The organism is Nonomuraea sp. NPDC049028 (assembly GCF_043197735.1).
In the GTDB taxonomy this organism is placed as follows: Bacteria; Actinomycetota; Actinomycetes; order Streptosporangiales; family Streptosporangiaceae; genus Nonomuraea.
This window is the reverse complement of the sequence record NZ_JBICTR010000010.1, coordinates 390,397-407,541: the sequence shown is the minus strand read 5'-3', so window position 1 is coordinate 407,541 and position 17,145 is coordinate 390,397. Positions and strand designations below refer to the sequence as shown.

Genomic DNA, 17,145 nt, shown 5'->3' with positions numbered 1-17,145 from the left:
CCTCACTTCGTCCCCCAAGTTCTGGTGAGCCGCAGGTACACGGCCGACAGCGCCGCCAGCACCACGGCCAGGCTCACGCTCAACGCCGCGGCCGTGCCGTAGTCGCCGTTGACGAACGCGTACCTATAGATCAGCAGCAGCACCGTGACCGTCGAGTCCTCCGGCCCGCCGTCGGTCAGCACGAACGGCTCGGTGAACACCTGGAAGGTGTTGATCACCTGGAGCAGCAGCATGATCAACAGGATGGGCCGCAGCTGCGGCAGTGTCACGTGCCACAGCCTGCGCGAGATGGACGCGCCGTCCAGCTCGGCCGCCTCGTACAACTCGGTGGGCACGCTGGACAGCGCGGCCAGGTAGATGAGCACGGCGCCACCGGCGCCCGCCCAGGTCGCCTCCAGGACCAGGCTCGGCATCGCCATGCCCGTGGACTGCAACCAGGGGTACGGTCCCAGCCCGACCAATCCGAGCAGCTGGTTGAACAGGCCGGAGTCGGGGTCGTAGAACCACTTCCACATCAGCACGGCCACCACCGGCGGCACCACCACCGGCAGGTAGACCAGCACCCGCATCAGGCCGGAGCCGCGCCGCAGCTCCGACATCAGCACCGCCAGGAAGATCGGCAGCGGGAAGCCGATCACCAGGGCCAGGCCGGTGAACAGCAGCGTGTTGCGCACCGCCAGGCCCAGCAGGGGGTCGGCGAGCAGGGTGCGGAAGTTGTCCAGGCCCGCGAACGTCGCCGCCTCGACCAGGTTGGTCTGCTGGAAGCCGAGCACCACGCTGCGGATGATCGGCCACCACGAGAACAGGCCGAAGACCAGCACCGTCGGGATGAGGAACAGCGCGGCCGCGACGCCTTTGCCCCGGGTCACTGTGCTTTCTCAAGCAGCGGGGCGACTCGGGCCGCCGCCTTGGTCAGCTCGTCGCGCGGGTCGGCGTCCTTGCGGGTCAGCACGGCCTGTACGGCGGTGTCGAGCGCGCCGTACAGGTCCTGGGCGGCGACCGGGGGCTCGACGACGTACTCCAGCTTGTCGGTGTCCTTCACGTAGGGCGCGAAGTTCGCCACCGGGATGTTGGCGTGCTTGGCGATCGCGGTGTTCACCGGGCCAGCCACCGAGGTGCCGTAGAACGGCAGCGTGGGCAGGCCGACGGCCAGTTTGTCCGCCGCGTTGGCCACGGCCAGCTGCTCGGCGGCGGCCGGGTCGTAGTTGGGCTTGAGGTAGTAGAAGTCGATCCACTTCACCGCGGCGGCCCGCTGCGCGGCCGTGGCCTTGGCGTTGACGGCCGCCACCAGCCCGCCCAGCAGCGTCGCCTTGCCCGCGCCCTGCTGCGGCAGCGCCGCGATGCCGAAGTCGTCCGGTTTGCCGGAGTAGAGGGTGATGTAGCGGTTGTAGCTGTTGACGGTGCCGATCAGCATGCCGATCTTGCCGGCCGCGAAGTCGCGCTCCGCGTCCTGCTGGGTACGCAGCTGGTTGGCGCCCATGGAGTCGTCCTGCCAGCGCATCGCGGACAGGTGCCGCAGCGCCTGCTCCGCCGGGCCATCCAGGAGCGCGGACACGTACTTGTCACCCTCTTGCTTGACGCCCTCTTGCTTGACGCCCTCCTGCTTCTCCATCCGCCCGCCGAAGGAGTAGGTCATCGCGGTCAGGATCCAGCCGCCGGTGTTCTTGACCGTCATCTGCGTGTAGCCGGCCACGCCCGTGCCGGCGATCTTCTTGGCGGCCGCCCTGACCTCGTCCCACGTGGCCGGCGGCTGGTCGGGGTCGAGCCCTGCCTTGGTGAACAGGGCGCGGTTGTAGACCAGGCCCAGCGCGTACTCGGTGACGGGCAGGCCGTAGACCTTGCCGTCCGCGCCGGTCGCGGGGGCCAGCGCGCGGGGGTCGAAGTCTCCGGCGTGCGGCAGGCTCTTGATCTCGGCGCTGAGGTCGGCGACCTGGCGCCGGGCGATGAGCCCCGGCGGCTCGGTGAGCGGCACGGTCAGCACCGTCTCCGCGTTTCCGCCGGCCAGCCTGGTCGCGAACGTCCTGGCGTCCCACTGCGTGTCGGTCGGTTTGATCTTGATGGTGGGGTTGGCCTTCTCGAACGCGGCCACCGCGTCGAGGAACTGCTTGCGGGTCTTGGCGGCGGTGGTGGGAGGCATGCCCGCCACGGTGATGGTGGTCGTGCCCGAGTCCTCACCCGACGAGCCGGACGCGCAGCCCGCCGTCGCGGCGGCGAGCACGAGCGCTCCCGCCATCCACTTCCTGGAGGCTGATACATCCATGGCCACTCCTCTACCTAATGCGGATTAGGTGGCATCTAATCCGCATTAGGAGGGGGTGTCAAGGCGTTACCGCCAGATTACGTGAAGCGCACAGATCATCCTTGACACTCTCGTTCGGGCCGTACTACACATCTCCCTAATCCGCATTAGGTCGACAGGGAAGAGATCTTCATGTCTGACATCCCCCGACGCCGCTTCCTCGGCGGAGCCGTGGCCGCCGGGCTCGCGGGAGCGTTGCTCCCCACGACACCGGCCCAGGCCGACACCCCTTCGATCTCCGCCGACGGCATCACACTGACCGCCGGCACCGACGGCGGCATCACCGTCCGCGACGGCGGCGGCGTCGAGCGGATCAGGCTCACCGGGTTCATGACCAAGGACTCCGTCACCGGCATCCAACGCACCACCGGCGGAACGCCGTCGCTCGTCACGCTCCCGGACGGCACGCAGGCCATCCAGGTCGACTACACACTCCCCGCCGCGGCCGGAGGAATCACCGTCCGCGGCGTCTTCCGCGTCGCGGCGCACCGGGCGAAGCTCCGCTGGGAGGTCGGCGGCTCGACCACGCTGATCCCGGCCGGTTTCATGCTCGGCCGCGCCGTCGTCTCCCCCTCGGCCCCCGAGTCCTTCGCCGCGCTGACGACGTGGAACCGCGACGCCGGGGGCGGAGTGCCGTACGAAACCAATGCCGGGGTCGTCTACCAGGAGACCTGGGCCGACACCCGCGCCTACTTCCGGCTGGCCACCACCACCCCGGCCTGGACCAACGCCACCTGGATCCACGCCCCGGGCACCGGAACCACGAGCGCGGCCGTGACGGAGGCCGACCTCGTGCTCGGCTCGATGCGGCCGGCCGCGGGCGGCACCATGGGCGCGGGCCTGCCCCTCGGCGTGGAGGTCTGGACCGACCAGCCCTTCTCCCTCTGGGACGCCGGCGGCCAGGCCATGGCCCTGCACGCGGAGGTGGCCAACGGCGGAAGCGCCGCCCGCAGCGTGAAGCTGACGTGGTGGGCGCGCGACTTCGACGGCAAGACGCTGGCCGGCGGCAGCGTGACCGGCACGGTCGCGGCGGGAGCCGCCTGGAGGCAGACCTTCACCGTCACCTCGCCACCTCGCGGGATCGTGTTCACCGAGGTACGCGCCACCGCGGGCACCGACAGCGCGTTCGCCCGCACCAACCTCGCCGTCCTGCCGCCGCACACCTATCAGGCCGGCGCCGACAGCATGTTCGGCATCGCCAACTACCCCTGGCTGCTCAAGCCCGACACCGCCGCCGTCGTGACACTGATGCGGCGCATAGGCATCCAGCGCGTCCGCATCTCCTACGACGGCGGGCCGGGCCTGCCGCCCGCCGCCCTCGACGCGGCGGGGATCAGCCACAACATCGAACTCGCCGGAATTCCCCTGGGCGGAACGGCCGCCGAGGTCGCCGCCTGGGCCGACACGAACACGCAGAAGGCGATCGGGTCGGGTGCCGACTACTTCGAGGTCGCCAACGAGGTGAACAAGCCATGGATGAGCGGCGAGACCGCCGCCGCGTACGTACGGGACGGCTTACGCCCGGTACGCGACCGGCTGACCGCCGCGGGAGCGCCCACCAAGGTGCTCAACGCCGGCCTGGCCGGCATGGATCACGTCTGGACCAAGAACTTCCACGACGCCGGCGGCTGGGACCTCATCGACGGGTTCGCCTTCCACCCGGGCCGGGGCAACTTCACACCGGACTACGCGCCGCCTCCCGAGGAGTGGACGCAGGGCACCAACGGCTCCTACTGGAACTTCCTCGGCGGCCTGCGCAAGGCCCGCGAGACGATCGCGGAGTACGGGCACAAAGAGTTGTGGCTGACCGAGGCCTACGCCTGCACGAAGCCGAACAGCTGGTGGCACGACACCTATCGGCAGGCCGCGGAGAACGTCCTGCTCACCCTGGCACTGGCCAAGGCCGAGGGGGTGAACTGCGTGAACTGGTACCAGCTGCACGACAGTGTCCTGGGCAAGCCGCAGATGGCCGACCCGGCCAACCCCGAGTACCACTACGGGCTCATGAACCGCGACCTCAGCGCCAAGCCGTCCATGCTCGCCTACGCCACGGCCGCGCAGGTGCTGGACCGGGCAACGTTCGTCCGCTGGCTGAAGCCGGCCGACCCCGACCTGAAGGGACTGTTGTTCGACACACCGGAAGGACCCGTCTCGATCCTGTGGAGCAGGAAGGACGGGTACCTGCTCAACACCGATCACGCGCCGGGCGCCACGTGGTTCGCCGCGCCGGAACCGTGGGTGGACGACTGGCCGACCAAGACGGAGCTGAAGGTGGCCGCCACCGGGCGCTCGGTGCGGGAGCTCGACTGCCTCGGCAGGGAACGGCTGCTCACCGCCCGCGACGGCAAGGTCAAGGTCCGGCTGGACGGCGCCCCACGCATCTATTACGGCCTGACGGCGGCCCCTGACCAACTGCCCTGAGGCCTTCAGCGGCGGTCCCGGCTCCCGCCAAGGAACCGGGACCGCCTCTGACCACCTAGGCGAGATGCGGGAAGATCAGCTTCAGGTCGTGCTCGAGCTTGCTCATCAGGGTGGCGTCGTTGATCTGATCGCCGGCGTAGTGGGCCTTGGCGCTCTTCTGCTTGCCGTCACCGTCGAGCACCGTCTGGGTCGCGGTGCGCGATCCGAGCAGGGAAATGCACCAGAAATCGGCGTAACGGCCGCCATGGCGGCCGGCCCGCTAGATCCCGAGGACCATACGGATGACGTCGCGATCCTTCTCCTTTTCGGCTTCGGAGAGCAGTTCGTAGGGGCGGCGCTGCTCTTCGGGGGCCCAGTCCCGGTTGCGGACGAGCCACTTGTCGTGCACCACCGAGCTCGCCTCCTCCATGAACCGCTCGCTTCTGACGTCCACGCCGCTCGTCCGCGCCTCATCGACGAGCTGTACCCCGATGCGCGCGGACTCCTGGTTCTCGCGCTTCCAGTCGGCTGGCAGGTCGCGATAGCGCGTGTTAGCTATGTCGACCTGGTCGGTGTCGTGCTTCTTGATCCAGGCCGGGTCGCTGGTGGTCTTCACCCTCGGCTCATACGTGCCGTCGGGCAGCTTGCGCGGAGCGCGCCACGCGTCGTGGAAGCGGCCGGCGACTTTGTCGACCCTGCGGTTGGTCAGGGTCGTGGACATGCCGCGCATCAACGCCCCGAGGCGGGCGGTGATCTCGCGCAGCCTGCCAGAGACTCTGGCGGCGATGGCTCTCAGCCGGGGCAGCAGGTGGGGCGCGTACGCGACGGCCGCCACAGCGAGGGCGGCCAGCCCGGCCAGCAGACCGCCCACCCAGACCAGCGTTTCCCTGGTGACTCGCAACATGCCGGCCACGTTGGAGAGGCGGTCGGCGAGGTCGCCCGCAGTGAGGGCGATGCCGTCGCGGCCGTTCACATGGTCATCCACCGCGTCGGCGGCCGGCCCGCTGTTCGCCCCGGCCAGCCGGTGGGCGCGTCCGCTCTCCGCGGCGAGTTCCCGGTGATGGGCGGCCGCCGCGTCCAGATCGGCGATGTGCCTGTCGACGCCGTCCAGGTCGGGCAGTGGCGGGACGCCGAGCAGCGCCAGCCCGGCCGCCAATGCCTGTTCCGTCACACGTCCCGCCCACGCGAGTTGGCGAGTTCTGTGCTCGTATTGATGGCGGCCATGGCGACCTGTCCCGTTCCGGCCTGGTCGAGCAAGCCGGACAGCCCTTCACAAGCGGCGCGGAGGCCGGCCGTGAGCTCGTGGTAGCCGACCGAGAACTCCTCGTACGGCAGCGGCGTCTCGCCTCGGCCCCACCCGCCGGCGAGCCCGGAGTACTCGTCGGCCAGCGCGCCGAACGCCCGGCCCGAGGAGGCCCGCCCGCTGGCGTCGATTGTGATCCCGGTCGAGATCTCGGTCATTCCGTGATCCTCCTGAGAGTGTCGTCAAGCCTGCTGTTCACGTAATCGAAGTCCCTGTCCGCCTGAGCCTCCAACTCGTCCAGCCGCTGGAGGAGTGCGTCGAGGCCGGAGGAGTCCCGGGGCGGCTGCTCGTGCCCACGCTGCGCGGCGCGCACGACCTCCACAACCCGTCTGGCCAGCTCCGTCGAGCCGAGCCGCATGGCCCGCGGGTCGATGTGGAGGGCGGCCAGCAGCCCGTCCTCGCCCACCTCCGCCGTCACCGGCTCGTCCACCTGCACCTCCGCAAATTATGATCTTCAAGAGTCTATCCACCCGCACCACCGCCGAAGCCGACCCCGTCCAGCGTCGCCGTACCCGCTGATCCCCACGCCACCAGGGAGACCACCGGGTCACGAGCTATTCCACACCAGCAGCACCTGATCATCGTTGGGTCGGGCTCGACTCGTTATTTGGCCTTCACCAGATCGACCCGATACCGCGTGAGCTCCGGCGCGGAACCTTCGGCCTCCTCGGTGCAGGCGATCAGGAACGGCGCCGCATCGTCCCCGCCCTCGACGACGAACCCGTCATGGCGTTCGCTGAACTCCCGCCGTCCCGCTTTGCGCAGCACCGTCCAGATAACCTCAGCGCCCCGATCTCGCACGTCCACAGGGGCCGACGGCCCGCACGCCGTACCTGACCTCCGGTTTGTCGTCGCTCACGGACCGGACGTCAGCGAACCGAGACCTCGATCACAGAGTCTCTCTATCACCACAGGCCGGCGCTATATCAGTGGGGAATTTCTTCATTGCTACCGGGACCCCTTGGCTGGGGAGAGGCACGTTGGTGGAGGTCTGCACACTCTGGGTGTCCATCACGTACGCGGTTGGTTCGGCTTTGTTTGACACGGGCCAGGCCGGTCAGCTCGTAGTTGAGCTGGGCGAAGATTTGCTCGTCCAGCCAGGCTGCGTAGTAGGCGTAGACGGTGCTGTACGACGGACAGGTATTTCCAGGCGATTCCCGTTTGGTTGATATACAGGATCGCGTTGAAGACGTCCCACAATTCACCCGAGGCGGGCCGGCCAGTCGATGCTCGCCACCGATAGCCCCAGCCGATCCTGGCGCCAAGCCCCCACCGCCCTCCGCTTCACCACCCCACGCCAGCCGGTCGTCCACCACGACGACCTGGGCGCGCTGGCGCTCCTGGCCGAGATACCTCAGAACGCCTCGCGCGACAACACCGACGTGACCGCGATCGCCGCACTGGCCTCCGGTCATCCGGAAGATCTGGAGACGCTGGACGCCTACTGCGCCACCGGCTCCCTACGCCGGGCCGCCGACCTTCTCCACCTGCACCACAGCAGCGTCGCCCGCCGACTCGAACAGCTCGGCAAGACCCTGGACATCGAACTCACCGAGCCCACCGGCCTGATCCGGGCCAGACTCGCCCTCACCGCATGGCGGCTGCTCGACGACTGAAGCCCTGGAAACATTGGGGACGCCAGGCGACCTGCGTACTGGCCGCAACCCTCGCCTTCCAGACCTCGCCTTTCAGGCTGACGTCGCGATCACCGCTGCCCGCCACCCAGAATCCAGCCGTCACCGGAGGGTTGACCGTCACCCGGGCGATTGACCATCGTCCGGCGGTTGACCATCGCCGAAAAACTAGCCGCCACCCAGAAATTGCCGGGCGCCGCGCAGCTTGGTGTGCAGCCGCTGCTGAGTCATGGCACAGTCCAAGCGCACGTCTAGAGGACCGGGCAACTTGGTGTCCGCCCGCCGACCCGAAGGCAACTGGTCCGCGTTCAGGCCATCGCGGCGAGCGATGAGCACCCCAAGCTCGTACCGGCTCACCGCATCGGCTCCAGCGACATGATGGACACCGCGATACTCAGCTGCGGCAAGTTCCAGGAGCGCCGCGGCAAGGTCACGTACATGCACGGGACACCGCACGTCATCGGTGAACAGCACTCCTCCCGCCCTCCCGGTGGCCAATGCATGCACCAGGGCCTCGTGCGGAGAGCCGCCGTCGCCGATGATCAAGGATGTCCGGGCTATCACCGCGGTCGGCACGATCGCGTTCACCGCCGTCTCCGCGGCGGCTTTGGCCGCGCCGTACGGACTGATCGGGTCTGGGAGGCACGTCTCGTCATAACGAATCGCCGCGCCGGAGAAGACCGCGTCGCTGGACACATGGACGAGGCGCCCACCCACCGTGGAGACGGCCAGAGCCACATTCACGGCACCGATCGCCGTGGTGGTCCAATCCGCCTGCCGGTACGCGGCGTTGATGACCACCTCGGGCCGGAAGGCGCCGATCAGCACCTCGACGTCCTCCCGTCGGCGCACATCGAGCGGCACCCACTCAACGCCGAGGACCTCCCCGGACCGGGTCAGATACGTCGCGGCAACCTCGTGCCCCGCCAACGAACACTGCCGAGCCAGCTCACGGCCGAGAAAGCCACTACCACCGACGATAAGGACCCTCACGGCCGGTCACCCTAGTCGATCAGCCACTCCGAGAGCGCAGTTCCCACAATCGGACATGAGCAATGAGAGACGTCTAGCGTTGCTTGAGGCGGAGTGCTTCTTTGCGAGCCTCGGCCTGGACGGACCGCTCGCGCTCCAGCCATGCGGGGTTCTCCGCCTTCAGCGCATCGATCTCAGCGGTGGTGAGCGGTTCGGTGATCCCGGCTCTGGCCAGGCCGGAAATGGAGACCCCGAGCTTCGCGGCGACGACCTGCTTGGGATGCGGACCGTTGCGGCGCAGGTCAGCGAGCCAGGCGGGCGGCGTCGACTGCAACTCGTTCAGCTCGTCCCTGGAGACGACACCCGCCTGGAATTCGGCGGGAGTGGCCGAAAGGAGGACACCCAGCTTCTTGGCCGCGGTCTCGGGCTTCATCGTCTGGATGGTCTTCGACTTGGACGAGGTCATGACGCCAAGCGTAGTCAGTCGGAACGGGTTCCCCTGACATCGGTAGTCTGTGGAAGTGACTGATGGGGAGACCGGCAGGGTGTTCCGGCTGGCGTACGTGCCCGGGGTGACACCCGCGAAGTGGGTCAACGTCTGGACCGAGAGGATGCCCGACGTCCCGATCACCCTCGTCGCGGTGCCCGCCGCCGAGGTGGTGGCACTCCTACGGGACGGCGGCGCCGACGCCGGATTCGTCAGGCTGCCGGTCGACCGGGACGGGCTCAGCGTGATCCCTCTCTACGTGGAGACCACGGTGGTCGTGGTACCCAAGGACCACGCGGTGACCGCCGCCGACGAGGTGGCCCTCGCCGACCTGACCGACGACGAGGTGTTGCACCCTCTGGACGACGCCATCGAGTGGGCGGTCCGGCCCGGGCAACCCGCGTTCACCCGCCCACCCACAACGGCGACCGCGGTCGAGCTGGTAGCGGCCGGCACCGGGCTGCTCCTGGTTCCGCAGTCACTGGCACGCCTCCACCACCGCAGGGACGTCACGTACCGGCCGGTGCCGGACGCGCCGCAGTCTCAGGTCGCGCTGGCCTGGCCCAAGGACGCGACCACAGACCTGGTGGAAGATTTCATCGGCATCGTCCGCGGCCGCACAGTGAACAGCTCACGAGGCCGTACGCCCGCCTCCCCCGCGGAGAAACCGGCACAGCGGCAGGCACAGAAATCCGCCAAGAGCGGCTCTGGCCGGCGAGCCGTACCGGCAGGCCGCAAAAGGAAGGGCAACCGACCTCGGTAACCTGCAACCCGAACCTCCGGTTCGAGCATGGCGCGCAGGTCCCACACTGGGTGCGGCATCGGGGAAGTAAGCCAGGACGGCCCCGCAGCAAGATCGCTGCGAGGCTTCTTTATACAGATTGGCGATCCAGGGTCTCACCTGGGCAGGCGTCCCGCTGAGATCCTCGGTCGTCCGCGCACCTCTCGGGCCATTGTCATTCACATAGTCACTCGGTGGGCACGGCCCGACCATGCTCCAGATAGACCGTTTCTCCCAGTTCACGCGCGGTGGCGGCGGCCTTGAGACGGCGGGCTAGGCGCTCAATCAGAAGACCGTCCAGCTCGTCGACGGGACGGAATTCGTATGCGCTCAGTTCGTTGTCGGCGAACGTGATCTGCTTGATCGCCTCGCTGTCGAGAGTGCCGCCGTCGAACACGAACAGGACCTTGTCGCCCTCCTGCGGGAGAGGCGCCCAATCGACGACGAGGAGACGACCGATGGCCGGCTGGATACCCAGCTCTTCGCGCACTTCGCGTACGCATGCCTCATGCGGGGTCTCCCCAGGCTCGACGTACCCGCCGGGGATGTCCATGTAAGGCTTGTACGTAGGCCGGACGAGTAGCAGACGGCCACTGTCATTGGAGAACAGCGCTCCGGCAGCGGCGCGAGCCTGGGCGAACGGTACGGTCTCCTGATCGTTCACGGCCTCGACCATACGCGACCGGGGCCGCTCTCACACGATGTGCAGCCGTCGGGCAAGATCAGCGAGTTGGAAGCCGGGTTTGCCTTTCTGCCTCCTGATCCACGACATCGTGAGCTGGCGGCTGAGGTAATGATGGCGTACCTGCTCAGGAGCGATGGTCTCAGCCTTCAGCAGCGCCGCCATGGCATCGTCGGTACGGCTCCACAGGCTCAAGGCATGTGCCACAGCGAGACCATGGCGAGCGCGACGCTCAATCGGCAGCCCGCTGGTGTCCAGTCTCGGCCCCACGTCCACGGCGACCTGGATGTCTCCCAACTCGATCGCCGTCGCCACCTCATGGATGCGGACGTTCGTCGGCCCAAACGCGGTCCAAACGTAGTTGGCGTCCCTGCCGAGCCGCGTCGCCGACTCCCACGCCTCCGCGATGAACGCCCGTGTCGTGCTCCGGTCATCGTCGCGCGCCGCCGCCATCGACCCGGCGAGGTGCAACGTTCCGTAAACGGACAGCAGCTCTGGCGTGGCGCGCGAAAGATCAGGAGACAAGAGCGTGGCCGCGTCCATGGTGAGCTGCTTGGCGGCCTCGTAACGGCCGTTAGACAGCAAGGCATGAGTCACAGAACGAAGCAACGAGGCGGTGATGAGCTGATCACCGGACTCTCGTGCGAAGGTCAGACCCCGCTCGGCGGCGATCCACGCGAGATCGGCCTCGCCAACCTTGGTCAAGATGCTGGCGGCAGCGTGATAAATCTGTCCGAGTATGCCAAGCGCCGCCAGGCGCGCATCACCGGCACCCGCCCGTACAGCGTGATGTGCTCTTTTCAGGAGCCCTGGGAGAGTCCTTATCACGTAGCTGTACCTGGCTCCCTGGTACGCCTGCCACACCTCGCCAAGCGCGCGCTCCAGCTCGGCCCGACATGGCGGCTCCGCGTTCTCCATCAGCTCGGTCATCGGCGAAAGCTGCCGATAATCGGTGATCGCGGCCCGCAGCGCGGGAATGGTCCGATCTCCGCTCTCATCGGTCCACTCGAACAGGTGCGGCTCGGCCAGTAGATCACCGAGAGACACATCAAGCGCGTTGGCCAGGGACTTGATGACGGACAGCCGATCCAAGGTGATGCGGTCGTTCTCGACCTTGCTCAGCCAATCGGTGGTCCGCCCGACCAGCCCGGCCAGTACGTCCTGAGACATCCCTCGCCGTCGCCGGTACCAGGCCACACGCTGACCGATGGACAGGTTGCTGGTCATTCCCCGCATGCCCTCATCCTCATCGGATGCCTACCGCGGACCCCGGAATTTTCTTCCGGGGTCACAGCTCAGGCGACACATACCGTCACGCTACGTCACCGCCGAAAGTGATGGAAGGCCGCCCGTGAAGCCACCGAGCAGATACCCCACGCCGGAGAAGCATTCCGCAGACGAACTGGCCAAGGCCCTCGCAGTACTGGGCGTCTCCACGGACGTACACCACGGCTACGACCTGGCCCTGGTGTCCGTGTGGGTCGGGTTGGTCATCTGGTGCGACGGCGAATGGTTCTGGTGGCGATCAGGCTGGGACGACCGACGCAAGCGCGTCATCTACGCCCGCCATCCCGCCCTCGACCCAACACGAGCGGCGCAACGAGTCGCATTCCGCTACGCCGACCTCCGCAGGAACCCGCCAGAACCTGAGGCGCTCAAGGACCTGCTGCCCGCAAGCCAAGATGGCATCCGGCCGTGAGCGACCCGCGACGGATAACTGGTGACCGAGCCAAGATCCTAGGGCTCTCTCACAGCCCGCTCAGCACAAGGAGTGCCGGCAGTTGGCTCATCGGCAAGCGCGGAACTGTCGTGGCGGTGCTCCGCAACGGCACCGTGGGTTTGCTCGCCCTCGACAGCGAGCCCGGCAGCCCACCAGGAGGAGTCCGGCGGCGGCCCTTTCATTGGGATGACCTACACGTATATCCGAAGGAGCCCACGGCGCACGAAAGCAACACACACCTTCGCCTCGGACTCTCAGGCACAGGCCGGAACGCCATTCAACACGCTGTCCCCTTGGACGCCTCGACGGGCCTGTGCGGACAGGCGGCGGATCCCCTTCCCGTCTGCGGTTGGTCATTGCTGTTCCGGCGAACGAGCACTCGGGCTTGCCCTACCTGCGTTGAGCTGACCGAATAGCCTGAAACCGCACTCATGACCTTCCGCTTTCAGACGGAGCAATCAGCCTGCTCAGCTGATCGAGACCGCGATGAAGCGTGTGGACGGGCGCGGATGCGTCAGCGTGTGGGGGACGTTGCTGTCAGTGCAGTACCACTTTCAGCTCTTCCTATCTCCTGCCGCATCACGAGTGGTGGCTTGCCTCGGCGTCGGCAACGCAACAGGAGCGCTCAGCATGCACCACTCTGACTGATCATCCCGTCCCACCCGAACGGGAAGCGGGCCGGGGCCACGGGGTCAAGGTGAAGCGCCCCCTGGACGAACGACCTTGACCCAGGCAATCGTCAAGACCTGTGGATCACGAGTTGACTACGAGATTCCCGACGATCTGATCACTGCCCAGCGCGCCTGTCGATCAGGGGATGTACACCTCGTAGTAGAAGCCCGCCGGATAAGGGCCACCTCCGCGGAACCAGTGACAGTAGGCGAGCCCGGTGTATTGACCGTTCTGCGCAGCGTCCTGGAAGGCAAGGTCGCAGTCAGCCATGGTCTGGTAGGGGCCCTGTAGGTACCAGTCTGGTGTCGGCCAGCCTGCGGCGCCCACGGCCGCGCTGATCTGGGTGGCGGCGGAGACGGGTGCGGCACTAGCCAGGACGCTGGCGCCCAGCGCCACGGCAAGTACAGCGGAATGTAATCGGCGGATCTTCATTGTGGGTGACTCCTCACATGCGGGAAGGAGAACACCTTCAGGTGATCACCAGCTACGAGCAATCGTCAAGAGCAATAGTCAATACCTGTGGATCGGTTTGGGTGCTGCTGAGTCAGTGGAGTTGTCCGGTCCGGAGCAACTTTCGGCGCGCGGCCAGGTGGGGCAACGCCACCAGGAAGGTCGGCTTTCCTGGTCTGCACTTCCATGATCTACGGCACACCGGAAACACCCTCGCTGCCAGCTCCGGCGCCAGCCTCAAAGATCTCATGCAGCGCATGGGACATGACTCGGTCCGGGCCGCACTGATCTAACAGCACAGCGTGACGGAGGCCGACCGGAAGATTGCCGACGCGATAAATTCCAAGATCGCCCGGGACGCCGATGGACCCTCCGGCGCTGGCTAATGGCACGAAGCCCCGTTTCCATGATCGAAGACAGGGTGTTCACACAGGTGGGCGGTACTGGGTTCGAACCAGTGACCCCTCGCTTGTAAGGAGCCATGATCCCTTGGCTGTACGTCTGGACCTGCATCCCTGTACCTGCTGGGGCGCTTGATGCGCCATGATCGATTCGGCCTAATGGCACGCTAATGGCACGGCGATCATGCCTCTGACGTGGGGCTCGTTTCCGAGATCTGGCACGGTATGGCACGGGCTTGCGGCACGCAGATGGCACGGAAGCGAAGCCGGCGGCATGGTTGTACGGTGACCGCCATGGATGCGTCATATGCCGCTGATGCTCGCAGGATCTGGCAGACCCATGTACCACGCCGAGGCCAGGCGGACACCGTCCAAGGCGAGCTGCTGCGAGCAGTCGAGAAGCTACGAGACGAGGCGCAGCGCAACGGCAACATCAACTGGGACGAGCACCATGAACGTCTCCTGGCCTACCTGCGCGAGACACTCACCAGCTCAGGGCTATTCACCGAGGAGACCTTGGCGGAATTGGCCATGGACCTGGATCGCCTGGCCGACTTCGAACACCCCCTCACCAATGACGCCCCCTTCGACCGCATCACGTACCGCGTCGTGGACTGGTGCCGCGCCCAGCCCGAGCCGGTTCGGCATGAGCACGACCCGGATCTGAAGCGATAAGCGTCGTCTTGCCAGATCGACAGAGATCAGCCACGTTCTCCGGTGAGCCAGGGTGAGGAACGAACCTGGCTCGTCGATCGCCCCCAAGCACGTACGGCGGCCAGCCATGCAGTGGCGATCGTAGGGCTGCATCTGTAAGGCGGCGCGGCAACCCCCGGTCGGAGCGTTCGGGCCGTACGGCGGGGCGGCGTGCGCTGCCCGGCCCGGTGTCCCGACGCCGTCCGGGACCGGCCCCCAGGCCGCACGCCCGGACGGCGGGCGGGCGGAGGGCCGGGGTACGGCGGCGCGCCGCGCCGCCGCTTGATACCCATGAGAACAATTCAGCAACGCAAGAAGCATGCTGTTGCGGCACCTGCAAGCATAGCCGCACTGCACCCACGCGTTCCAGGAGAGTTGTCTATGAATACCGTGCTAGCAAATGCTGGAGGCATCATTCAAGGATGCTTCTGGATACTTACCGGCACTCTTGCCCTTCTAACATATCGGCATGCCCGAACAACAATTTTTCAACCCATGAGGACAGAGGTTTTCAAGCGTCAAATAGATGAGATGACACAAGTTCTAGCATTGTTCGTCGGCAAAGGCGAGGTTGAATTGAGCCAAGACTTCGACATCGATGGAGTTTTTCACGCCAACGCATTGGCCATGTATCATCGATATGCGAAGACCGCATTCGACGCCGAGCCGTCCGAAGACGCGGACTTGCCATATTCTCCTAGCAATTGTCCGCGGTCCATCGTTAAGCCCGAATTCCTGAAGCTAGCCGATGAGCACATTATATCCACCACCAAAGGCGCGACCCCGAAGCCCGCGAAATCTCGACAATGGGACTACAAGCACGCACAAATACACCTGACAAAGAAGCATATCGACTATATTGACAGCGTCCGGATCCGTCTTGCGAATCCACTACTCCCTTCGCGGCTCTGCACATCCATGCAGTCAATTCTGAAAATAGTGGATGAGTCGATTTCCACAATCTTTGACGCTATGGATTGGGCCGCACCACAAATGCCAAAGAAGTATCCGGATTTTGAGACATTCAATGAAGCATCTTATGGATGGGTCCGCGCAGAATATATACGACGCCTTCGAGATATCGGTTCCCTTGAACAGGAGGCTAACGCGATCTCAACCTTTGTTCGCGACTATTTTGCAACCGATCGACTTCTAGGTAAAAACGATCGACAGGCTGTAGACAGAAGCGAAAGCACACCTCAGTCGAGTAGTTCTGGCTGACGACTGGTGAGGGCTCTGCGAGCGGCGATGAATCGCTCGTGAAATCCTTCAGCAAGGACTTCTCGGCGGTAGCGCTGTCGTAGAACGCGATCGAGGTCTCCGGCGCGATTGACAAGGTCGGTGAGGGATCGGCGGTCGATGTCGAAAGCGGCCATGCCTTCGTACACTGCAGCGTCCAGATCGCCGCGTCGGGCGTGAATGATGCCGAGGTCGATATGCGCGTCGGCAATGCGCATGGGGGCGTTGGAGGTGCCATCGGGGCGGGTGTGCATCTGGATGGTTTCGCGGGCGTGTTCTTCGGCGCGGTCGTCGTCAGCGAGCCAGGTGTAGCAGGTGGCGGCGTAGAAGATCCACTTGGCGTGGTCGAACACGAAATGATGGTCAGGGCGATCGGGGATGGGCAAGCGGGCAAGGACTTCGGCTCCGCGAGTCAGGGCACGGTCGGCTTCTCGGCGGTCACCGATACGGGCCAGGCCGCGAGCTTCTTGCAGAGTGAGCTGAACCATCGCGCTGCTTGTGCCGGCTATGGCCTGGCCCATGCGTGCCGCAGTGACGACATCTTCGTAGCGGCCTTCCACCAGGGCGAACCAGGCCGACATCTCATGTGCCCAGCCCATGAGTTCACCGTGCCCGACTTGGCGGCCCATTTCGAAGGCGGCACGTCGGGCCGTTTCGGCCTCTTCCCTCTCACCCAGGTCATAGTGAACGCACCCCAGCAGGGCGGTGAGCCATCCAGTGATCACCAGCAACTCGCGGTGCTGGTCAAGGGTGAGCCGTCCGGCGAGGAGATGGTTAATCTGCGCCAGACGCTTTTGCGTACGATCTCGCAGCGTGCCAGCGGGCACCACCGGGTAGGCGCGACACAGAAGATCGACGGCCTCGGCGAGAGCCTCCAAGGTTCCGGTTCCGACATCGGACGCCTGAAGTTGCTGAGCGAGCTGCATCGTCCCGTACAGGTCGGCTTCGGCTCGTAGTGCGTCGATGGGCATTACCTGGGCTTCGATGATCCGGCTCTCGTTCTGCCTTCCCTGTGAGAACCCGAGCTCTTCCGGCGCCTTCCCGGTCAATTGGGTCAGCGCCAGCCGGTATTCGGTGCGCGGCCACCTGACTTCGCCTGCTTCCCAGCGCCGGATCCGCTCCTCGTCGCAGGCCAACCCTTGCGCGACACCAGTGGGCGTGGCATTGAGCCTTTCGGCCATCTGGGCGCGGCTGAGCTGCTCCTGGTTGCGCCAGGCGCGAAGGCGAACGTTCGGGATGTAGTCGGGCATCTGCGGGTCTTCCTCCCGGCTGGGGGCTCGAAAGGGGAAACAAGGGGGCCGTTCAGGGGTCCTGCTCAGACGCGGTTGCCGGTGGACTTGTCATCAATCAACCACGGTACGTCACGCGGCCTCCCGCCACAGGGAACGCCGGATGAACGAGGAGATGGCGAC

The 17,145-nt window shown here is 66.1% G+C and carries 19 protein-coding genes and 1 pseudogene; 6 read left to right on the top strand and 14 right to left on the bottom strand.

Annotated features, from left to right (window positions below):
• Window positions 1-2 precede the first annotated feature (2 nt).
• Window positions 3-869, bottom strand: a complete 867-nt coding sequence (locus ACGFJ2_RS38460) for a carbohydrate ABC transporter permease (protein WP_393476956.1) — start codon at window positions 867-869, stop codon at window positions 3-5.
• Window positions 866-2,260 (bottom strand): ABC transporter substrate-binding protein, encoded by a 1,395-nt coding sequence (locus ACGFJ2_RS38455; protein WP_393476953.1) that lies wholly within the window; start codon window positions 2,258-2,260, stop codon window positions 866-868. The genes ACGFJ2_RS38460 and ACGFJ2_RS38455 overlap by 4 nt, the downstream gene beginning before the upstream one ends.
• A gap of 171 nt (window positions 2,261-2,431) precedes the next feature.
• On the opposite strand from ACGFJ2_RS38455, the gene ACGFJ2_RS38450 reads away from it, so the two are divergent.
• Window positions 2,432-4,720 carry a hypothetical protein gene (locus ACGFJ2_RS38450; protein ID WP_393476950.1) on the top strand — a complete coding sequence of 763 codons (2,289 nt, stop codon included), beginning with the start codon at window positions 2,432-2,434 and terminating at the stop codon, window positions 4,718-4,720.
• A gap of 55 nt (window positions 4,721-4,775) precedes the next feature.
• Here the strand turns inward: ACGFJ2_RS38450 and ACGFJ2_RS38445 are convergent, their stop codons facing one another.
• The 6 genes and pseudogenes from ACGFJ2_RS38445 to ACGFJ2_RS38420 form a co-directional block, all read right to left on the bottom strand.
• Window positions 4,776-4,901, bottom strand: a complete 126-nt coding sequence (locus ACGFJ2_RS38445; RefSeq protein ID WP_357940434.1) for a hypothetical protein — start codon at window positions 4,899-4,901, stop codon at window positions 4,776-4,778.
• Between the two features lie 78 nt (window positions 4,902-4,979).
• Window positions 4,980-5,870: a hypothetical protein gene (locus ACGFJ2_RS38440; protein ID WP_357940432.1), complete on the bottom strand. Its 891-nt coding sequence runs from the start codon at window positions 5,868-5,870 to the stop codon at window positions 4,980-4,982.
• A complete protein-coding gene (locus ACGFJ2_RS38435) occupies window positions 5,867-6,160 on the bottom strand; it encodes a hypothetical protein (RefSeq protein WP_393476947.1) in 294 nt (97 codons plus the stop codon). The genes ACGFJ2_RS38440 and ACGFJ2_RS38435 overlap by 4 nt, the downstream gene beginning before the upstream one ends.
• Window positions 6,157-6,438, bottom strand: a complete 282-nt coding sequence (locus tag ACGFJ2_RS38430; protein WP_357940428.1) for a hypothetical protein — start codon at window positions 6,436-6,438, stop codon at window positions 6,157-6,159. The genes ACGFJ2_RS38435 and ACGFJ2_RS38430 overlap by 4 nt, the downstream gene beginning before the upstream one ends.
• Before the next feature lie 167 nt (window positions 6,439-6,605).
• Entirely contained in the window at window positions 6,606-6,770 is a 165-nt protein-coding gene (locus ACGFJ2_RS38425; protein WP_393476944.1) for a hypothetical protein, read from the bottom strand.
• A gap of 172 nt (window positions 6,771-6,942) precedes the next feature.
• Window positions 6,943-7,235 (bottom strand): annotated as a pseudogene (locus tag ACGFJ2_RS38420) (transposase); the annotation flags it as partial.
• Here ACGFJ2_RS38420 and ACGFJ2_RS38415 point away from each other — a divergent pair.
• Entirely contained in the window at window positions 7,229-7,618 is a 390-nt protein-coding gene (locus ACGFJ2_RS38415; protein ID WP_393476941.1) for a helix-turn-helix domain-containing protein, read from the top strand. The pseudogene ACGFJ2_RS38420 and the gene ACGFJ2_RS38415 overlap by 7 nt on opposite strands.
• 186 nt (window positions 7,619-7,804) lie before the next feature.
• Here the strand turns inward: ACGFJ2_RS38415 and ACGFJ2_RS38410 are convergent, their stop codons facing one another.
• The gene (locus tag ACGFJ2_RS38410; RefSeq protein ID WP_393476938.1) at window positions 7,805-8,629 is read right to left on the bottom strand and encodes an SDR family oxidoreductase; all 825 of its coding nucleotides are present in this window, start codon (window positions 8,627-8,629) and stop codon (window positions 7,805-7,807) included.
• A 73-nt stretch (window positions 8,630-8,702) separates the two neighbouring features.
• Window positions 8,703-9,074 (bottom strand): DUF5997 family protein, encoded by a 372-nt coding sequence (locus ACGFJ2_RS38405; RefSeq protein WP_393476935.1) that lies wholly within the window; start codon window positions 9,072-9,074, stop codon window positions 8,703-8,705.
• Between the two features lie 55 nt (window positions 9,075-9,129).
• On the opposite strand from ACGFJ2_RS38405, the gene ACGFJ2_RS38400 reads away from it, so the two are divergent.
• A complete protein-coding gene (locus tag ACGFJ2_RS38400) occupies window positions 9,130-9,858 on the top strand; it encodes a LysR family substrate-binding domain-containing protein (RefSeq protein WP_393476932.1) in 729 nt (242 codons plus the stop codon).
• Window positions 9,859-10,063: 205 nt separating this feature from the next.
• Here the strand turns inward: ACGFJ2_RS38400 and ACGFJ2_RS38395 are convergent, their stop codons facing one another.
• Window positions 10,064-10,540, bottom strand: a complete 477-nt coding sequence (locus tag ACGFJ2_RS38395) for an NUDIX domain-containing protein (protein WP_393476929.1) — start codon at window positions 10,538-10,540, stop codon at window positions 10,064-10,066.
• Between the two features lie 30 nt (window positions 10,541-10,570).
• A complete protein-coding gene (locus tag ACGFJ2_RS38390) occupies window positions 10,571-11,785 on the bottom strand; it encodes a helix-turn-helix domain-containing protein (protein WP_393476926.1) in 1,215 nt (404 codons plus the stop codon).
• A 124-nt stretch (window positions 11,786-11,909) separates the two neighbouring features.
• Between ACGFJ2_RS38390 and ACGFJ2_RS38385 the strand changes: the two genes are divergently transcribed.
• Window positions 11,910-12,257, top strand: a complete 348-nt coding sequence (locus ACGFJ2_RS38385; RefSeq protein WP_393476923.1) for a hypothetical protein — start codon at window positions 11,910-11,912, stop codon at window positions 12,255-12,257.
• 831 nt (window positions 12,258-13,088) lie between these two features.
• On the opposite strand, the gene ACGFJ2_RS38380 is transcribed toward ACGFJ2_RS38385, so the two are convergent.
• Window positions 13,089-13,382 (bottom strand): hypothetical protein, encoded by a 294-nt coding sequence (locus ACGFJ2_RS38380; RefSeq protein ID WP_393476920.1) that lies wholly within the window; start codon window positions 13,380-13,382, stop codon window positions 13,089-13,091.
• Window positions 13,383-14,095: 713 nt separating this feature from the next.
• On the opposite strand from ACGFJ2_RS38380, the gene ACGFJ2_RS38375 reads away from it, so the two are divergent.
• Together ACGFJ2_RS38375 and ACGFJ2_RS38370 are read left to right on the top strand one after the other, a co-directional pair.
• Complete coding sequence (locus ACGFJ2_RS38375; protein WP_393476917.1) at window positions 14,096-14,476, top strand: hypothetical protein; 381 nt, start codon at window positions 14,096-14,098, stop codon at window positions 14,474-14,476.
• Window positions 14,477-14,785: 309 nt separating this feature from the next.
• On the top strand, window positions 14,786-15,715 hold the full coding sequence (locus ACGFJ2_RS38370) for a hypothetical protein (RefSeq protein WP_393476914.1): 930 nt from the start codon (window positions 14,786-14,788) through the stop codon (window positions 15,713-15,715).
• Here the strand turns inward: ACGFJ2_RS38370 and ACGFJ2_RS38365 are convergent.
• Entirely contained in the window at window positions 15,694-16,983 is a 1,290-nt protein-coding gene (locus tag ACGFJ2_RS38365) for a hypothetical protein (protein ID WP_393476911.1), read from the bottom strand. The two genes, ACGFJ2_RS38370 and ACGFJ2_RS38365, sit on opposite strands and share 22 nt — an antisense overlap.
• Between the last annotated feature and the right edge of the window lie 162 nt (window positions 16,984-17,145).